General features: G+C 46.8%; 6 protein-coding genes. All 6 read right to left on the bottom strand.

Annotated features, from left to right (window positions below):
- Positions 1-59: 59 nt before the first annotated feature.
- The gene (locus QAS77_RS09860; protein ID WP_305065294.1) at positions 60-1,166 is read right to left on the bottom strand and encodes a TIGR04013 family B12-binding domain/radical SAM domain-containing protein; all 1,107 of its coding nucleotides are present in this window, start codon (positions 1,164-1,166) and stop codon (positions 60-62) included.
- A 10-nt stretch (positions 1,167-1,176) separates the two neighbouring features.
- Positions 1,177-2,286, bottom strand: coding sequence for a site-2 protease family protein (locus tag QAS77_RS09855; RefSeq protein WP_305065292.1), 1,110 nt, complete (start codon positions 2,284-2,286; stop codon positions 1,177-1,179).
- Positions 2,287-2,313: 27 nt separating this feature from the next.
- Positions 2,314-2,727 (bottom strand): DUF126 domain-containing protein, encoded by a 414-nt coding sequence (locus tag QAS77_RS09850; protein WP_250867920.1) that lies wholly within the window; start codon positions 2,725-2,727, stop codon positions 2,314-2,316.
- Positions 2,714-3,901 (bottom strand): aconitase X catalytic domain-containing protein, encoded by a 1,188-nt coding sequence (locus tag QAS77_RS09845; RefSeq protein ID WP_305065290.1) that lies wholly within the window; start codon positions 3,899-3,901, stop codon positions 2,714-2,716. The genes QAS77_RS09850 and QAS77_RS09845 overlap by 14 nt, the downstream gene beginning before the upstream one ends.
- Positions 3,902-3,919: 18 nt before the next feature.
- Positions 3,920-5,185, bottom strand: a complete 1,266-nt coding sequence (locus tag QAS77_RS09840) for a UbiD family decarboxylase (protein WP_250867922.1) — start codon at positions 5,183-5,185, stop codon at positions 3,920-3,922.
- Positions 5,186-5,478: 293 nt separating this feature from the next.
- Positions 5,479-5,940, bottom strand: a complete 462-nt coding sequence (locus QAS77_RS09835; protein ID WP_011499525.1) for a DUF5806 family protein — start codon at positions 5,938-5,940, stop codon at positions 5,479-5,481.
- Positions 5,941-6,004 lie beyond the last annotated feature (64 nt).

Here is a 6,004-nt window from a genome sequence, read left to right as displayed (position 1 = left end):
GTTTACGTGTTCCACAACAACGGATTGGAGCTTTGTCGCATCTCAAAAGAGGAATGAGATCACTCATTCCAGCTACCACTGAGCTTACCATCCCTTGCCATTTTACCCAGCACCCGATTAACAGGATCACTGATAGGTGAGGGAACGATGTTCTCGTAAGGTGTTGAAGGTAAAGGGGAAAGGTAATGGGCTCGCACTTTTCCACCTTTTTTGCAGATCCATTTTATCTGGTCAACTGTTCTTTGCTGGTCTTCTTCGGACTCATTGGGAAAACCGAAGATAAAGTCCACTACCGGTATGATCTCATGCTCAAAGCACCGTTCAACAGCGATATTGACATCTTCGGACGTGTGTCCCCTTAACATCTCTTTCAATATACTGTCACTTCCGGATTGGGCACCCAGACTTATCGTTCTGTTGCTGCAGTACTTATCGATGAGGTCCAGCCCTTCGTGGGTGACAAATTCAGGACGTATCTCGGAAGGAAAAGTGCCAAAAAAGATATTCTTGCCTTCAATGGAACTCAACTTTGAAAGCAGAGCTTCGACCTTGTCGAACCTTGGCTGAATACCATTGCCACCATAAGCAAATGCGTTTGAGGAAGTAAAGCGCAGGTCGTTGTAATATTTAGCGAAACTGACAATGGAATCGATGCTTCGATGTCGCATCTCATGCCCAAATATGCGGGGCGTCTGACAGTATTTGCAATTCCACGGACAACCCCTGCTTATCTCAATGGGTGAGCGAAGAGCTTTTGGATCGAAACAAGGATGATCATCAAGGTCCACATGGTCACGCTTTTCCGTAAGCACGACCTTCCCATCGCATTTGTATCCGATCCCCTTGACCTTTGAAACATCTCCGCCTTCAAGGAGCGTATTTACAAGATGAGGAAGGGTCTCTTCACCTTCCCCTATAACGACAAGATCGAAGTGCTCAAGAGTATCCCCAACAGAGCCTGAAGGATGCGGACCACCTGCTATACAGATAGTATCGGATGTGCGGGAATCGACCTCTGCAAACACATTTTCTTTTTGTTTGGTGGCAAAGCTATAGATCATGATGCCCTCATGGATCTCTTTTACGAGCTTGCCTTCGGGAAGAAGGGGGAGAAGGGCTGCAAGGCTGTAAGTGTTCTTCTGCATCAACCTGAAACATACATCCATTTTTTCAACCTCAAGTAATTACCAGTGTAAAAGGCACCAGAGTAAAACATAGCAAACCAAGTATGAAAGTTCCGATCCCCAATGCCATTCTCCTGTTGTCAAGCTTAATATCATCATTCAAGGTCCTTGGATGACCTGCCAGTGCAAAGAGCAGAAGGAAGATGGACCAGAACATCCATATACCGCCATTTTGCTGAAGCACGAAGATGACATAAAGACCGAGGCATCCCAAAATGAAGGGCATTGCCATAGAAACATGCTTTGCACGTTCCCCGAGCATTGCACGAACGATATGACCGCCATCTAGCTGACCCGAGGGTAGCAGGTTCAACACGGTCACCAACATACCGACCCAGCCTGCAAAGGCCACGGGATGCATGGTCTCGACAGTATTGCCGGATATCGTATTTATAGCCTGGAACAGAAGGGGGACCTGTATATCGAGCACCATATTACCGGGTGTGATTATGTATTCCACAGGCGGTAATGAAAGACCGATGAAAGTCACGATAACAGATGCCACAATACCCACAAGTGGACCTGCAACTGCCACATCGAACAATGCTTTCCTGTCAGGTATGATACCCCTGTGTTTAATAACAGCACCCATTGTGCCAATGATCGTGGGGAAAGGAATGAAATATGGCAATGATGTTCGCATACCGTGCATCTTCGCAGCCATGTAGTGACCCATTTCATGAGAGCCGAGAACGAACATTATCGCAAGTGTAAAGGGAAGCCCTTTGGTGAACTGAGAAGGTTCGCTGAAAATATCCACCCCGAACATCGTAGCACCTGCGAACATGGTGGTAAATACCGTTGCTACAGCGAGCAGGACATTGATCCATATACGTTCAGGGACCTCTTGTATCGGAGAAACGACCAATACATCTTCCCCGAGTTCCTTGGTAAAGGAGAGTTGATAGCCCTTGGCTGTTAACTTTGGCCAGAGATATTGATGTACCATCTTGGGGTCGATTTGGGGAACTCCGTAAAAATGAATCGCGCTGTCAGCATAACCCACTTCATAGGCCTTGAAAAATGGATGAATGTCATCATAGAGGCCCATGATCATGGCCTCTATTTCTGCATCCTCTGGAGCTTTAGTTCTTGAAGACATTAACTTTATTGTTTCCCACGTCTGAATTTACCTGTCCATCAGTTCAACGAAACCGCCGGTACTATCGACCTTCACACGATCCCCATTCTTAAAAATGGTGAAAGGGTCCTTGTCAAGCCTGTCCACGAGAGGGATATCAGAGATTATAGCTCCCACTGCCACTATCGGTTCAGAATCGATGTTTATCATTGCAGCAGGGGATACGTTGTTCTTTTTCAACTGGTATATCACGTAAGAACCCACGGTAGAGCCTTTGCCATGCGGGAAAACAAGTATTTTGTCCTTGATACATTCTCCATAAATAGCATGACCGGGATCAACAACTACTCCTGTTTTCGGGTCAACGTTACCTAAGAACGAGAGGGCATCCTCCGATAGAAGCACCTCACCTTCCGCAACCCCCCTTGCAATGGTCCTGCATTCGATCTTAATTGTCACCACCTGCCCTTTTGATACATGTTTCCAGACTTCCGATCTTCGCAGGGACCTTGCACATTCCCGGAACGTAAGCCAGTGCTTTGCCTGAATTGACCATCATGCAATTGTGGCCTTCCGTTGCAGGGGAGACGACCATACAGGTATCACACAACACCTTTGAGCCACTCTCTTCTATCCTTTTCACAACATCAGGATATCTTTGGGCAACTTCCCTTGAAGTGCATACCCAGAGTTCCTTTTCTATCTTTTTGCCTTCCAGCAGATCGGCGATCTTGTTCAATTCCTCAGGAGAACAGTGCGGACAGCCGACCGCTACGATGTCGCATTCCAGATCATCCTCACTACCAATGATGGTCTCATAGACCTCATCAAGCTGACTTCTCTGGATAGTGATGGTCTCATCGGGTTTATCAAAATTGACCTGCTTCGCCTCAGGCGTGACACCCTCTACGTGATACAATGCAACTGCGCCGGATGCCGCCATTGCAGCACCCAATCCTTTCAGTTCATCTGAGGTAGGTGTCGAGGCCAGATGGAACATCGGTACGCGATTACCAATTTCCTTACCTGCGATATAACCAAGGGCACCATAATCAGAACCTGAGAGCTCATGGTCCACTACCACGGAGACCGTAGGAACACGGTTCTCATCAAGATGGTAACCATAGTTCGCTGTTTTCCCGACCAGTGCAGCAGATAATGCGGATGGACCGCCTTCACGATTGGTGCGTGCACCTATCACCGAATTCGCATAAGAGACAGCTGAAGACTCGCTCCATGCAAGATGGTCCCCACAGGTCGCCGAGAAGCCTTCGAGATAGTAGGGAGTGCAAGTGCACTTTGAACTTATCCCGAGCTTTTCGTAAGCAGCTATTATCTCCAACTGTTTTTCCGCAAATTCCGGCTCTATGCCCATCTCTTTCCACCGGAGCATATCCATGCCTGCGGGATTCAATATTGAAGGGACCTTTACCGTACCTTCGAGATCGGATATCCATTCAAGTCCGGCATCTCCTATCGTCTTGTAGGACACGCCTGCTATCTGGGCGCTCTTGACAGGGATCAGACCATCCGCACCATAGATATCTCCAAGTGCAACAAGGATCTCCATGGCTTTGCGCAGGGTCTCCCCCTGTTCGCCGTCAAGTACATTTTCTTCTTCTGCTGTCAGATACATTATAATTTCCTATAGTTATCATTCAGGCATCTTTGCGCGCTCGAATATCTCTTTTTCTGCAAGGACCTTTGTGGCATCTATGCCCATCTTGGTGGTGGTCCCGTCGGGAGAACCTCTTGGATCCAGGGAGCTTCCACGAACGTTCGGGATGATCATGACATCGAGGTCAGCTTTCACCCTTGTTGCAATGGCAAATTCCACATCCATCATATTGAAAATATCGATATCCTCGTCCACGATAACAACATGCTTGAGGCTCGTATGAGCTGCAAATGCCGCCATGATTGCGTTCTTGGCATCACCTTCGGTCTGTTTCTCTATCTGGACCACCGCATGGAGATAGCAGCAGCCGCCTTCCGTTAACACTACGTTCTTTACGGTAGTGACCTCTGCCACTGCATTGTATATCTTTGGCTCGTAAGGCACGCCCATCATGAGAAGATGCTCTGCACCTGCCGGAAGGATACCGTGATAGATAGGGTCCTTCCTGTGCATTATCTTTGTAATTGTGATCACCGGTTCCTTGCGTACAAGGTCATAGGTACCTGTGATATCAACGAAAGGTCCTTCATCCACCCTTTCTGTGGGATCGACATAACCTTCAAGAATTATCTCCGCATGTGGCACTTTCACACCGTTCTCACACTCGAACAGTTCCACAGGAGCACCCCTTAAAGCTGCTGCGTACTCGAACTCCTTACCTGCCGGAACACGGGTGGTGGAAGCGAAGGTTATTACCGGATCAGCACCCAGCACGATGGCTACCGGTAAAGGCTCGTTGTTCTCAGCTGCCTTCTTGTGGAGTACGAAAGAATGGCGTGGAGGAACAAGGCGTGCTGCCAGCTTGTTTTTGCCCACGACCATAAGTCTGTGGATGGATGCATTCATCATTCCGCCATATTCAGAAACGACAACTCCGGCTGTGATATAAGGACCACCGTCTTTCTCAAAGTGTGTCATCAGAGGAAGTTTTGAAAGGTCCACATCGTTCTCAATGACCTCCATGGTCGGAGAGGTATTTACTATCTTTACTTCCCCATCCGGCCTTATATCGGAAAGTCTCTGTATAATACCGTCCTTGGGGACACCGAACATATCGGCAAGCTCATCCCTTGAACCCAACAGGTTCATGATGGCCTTTTGTCCGTCAATATCGTGGAACAGTATGGGAGCATTGCTCTTCTTTGCAAGTCTTGGTGCTTCGAATACTTTCGAAACAGGCTCTGTGACCTCAACTAACCTGCCACTGGTTCGTAAATGGTCGATAAAATCTCTGAAGCTCATTGTATCGATGTATAAGAAAATGTCTCATGATAAATACATTGTCGTACCTTTCACTTTTCTTAGCCAGCAGATGCGATGGGAACACAAAAAGAAAATGTTGTCAAAGGAAGGAGGTTGACCCACCAAAACATCAACATTTTTGGGAAATCAAGATGTAAAGGAGTTGTAATGGGTTTTTGTGCGACAACATTTTCGAAGCAATTGCTAGAAAAGCCTTATCACATAAATAATGATGTTTTTAGATAATACATGATATCTTAATTGATAACGGTTTGCAATGGTACTTATACAGCTTAATAGTCCAGAGACTCATTGATCCTGTGAAGGGTATCTGCCACAAGCATTTGCACATCTGTCATATGGTCATCGGAGATCTCACCGCTCTCGGTCTCGATCAGAAGTTGCAGGTCGGATACGATCTTGTGTATTATCTTTATCATCTCCTCCTGTCCGATGAGCCCGGCATAGTATGCATAAAAGAAAGTTGTACCGCTTCTCTCTATCTTGTGCTTGAAAGCAGCATGTGCATTGGACACTTCCTGCCTAGTATATGGCTCATCGACAAAAGGAACAAGCTCAGGCAGGTTCTCCCCTATCCAGGTCATCTCGGAGCGGTTCGAGAGATTCTTGAAATCAGCACACAAACGTGCGATCACCCATTCCCGTGCAGTAAGATGAGTGGTCTTTTTCAGAAAACGTGTGACATCAGAGTAACTTTTGTTCTCCAATTTAGTGAATTTCTCATATTTGTTCAAAATATTCCCTCGAAATACCTATGTTCAGAAATGTATTGCAACCAGATAAATACTTTCCTGTGCA

The organism is Methanococcoides sp. (assembly GCF_030594565.1).
Classification (GTDB): domain Archaea; phylum Halobacteriota; class Methanosarcinia; order Methanosarcinales; family Methanosarcinaceae; genus Methanococcoides; species Methanococcoides seepicolus.
Note: the sequence above shows the minus strand (reverse complement) of the source record. Positions and strands in the feature narration are given on the sequence as shown.

What these genes read in the sequence shown, in the direction of transcription:
- QAS77_RS09855 (WP_305065292.1), bottom strand. Translation starts at nt 2,286, where the DNA reads ATGTCTTCAAGAACTAAAGCTCCAGAGGATGCAGAAATAGAGGCCATG.
- QAS77_RS09840 (WP_250867922.1), bottom strand. Translation starts at nt 5,185, where the DNA reads ATGAGCTTCAGAGATTTTATCGACCATTTACGAACCAGTGGCAGGTTA.
- QAS77_RS09860 (WP_305065294.1), bottom strand. Translation starts at nt 1,166, where the DNA reads ATGGATGTATGTTTCAGGTTGATGCAGAAGAACACTTACAGCCTTGCA.
- QAS77_RS09845 (WP_305065290.1), bottom strand. Translation starts at nt 3,901, where the DNA reads ATGTATCTGACAGCAGAAGAAGAAAATGTACTTGACGGCGAACAGGGG.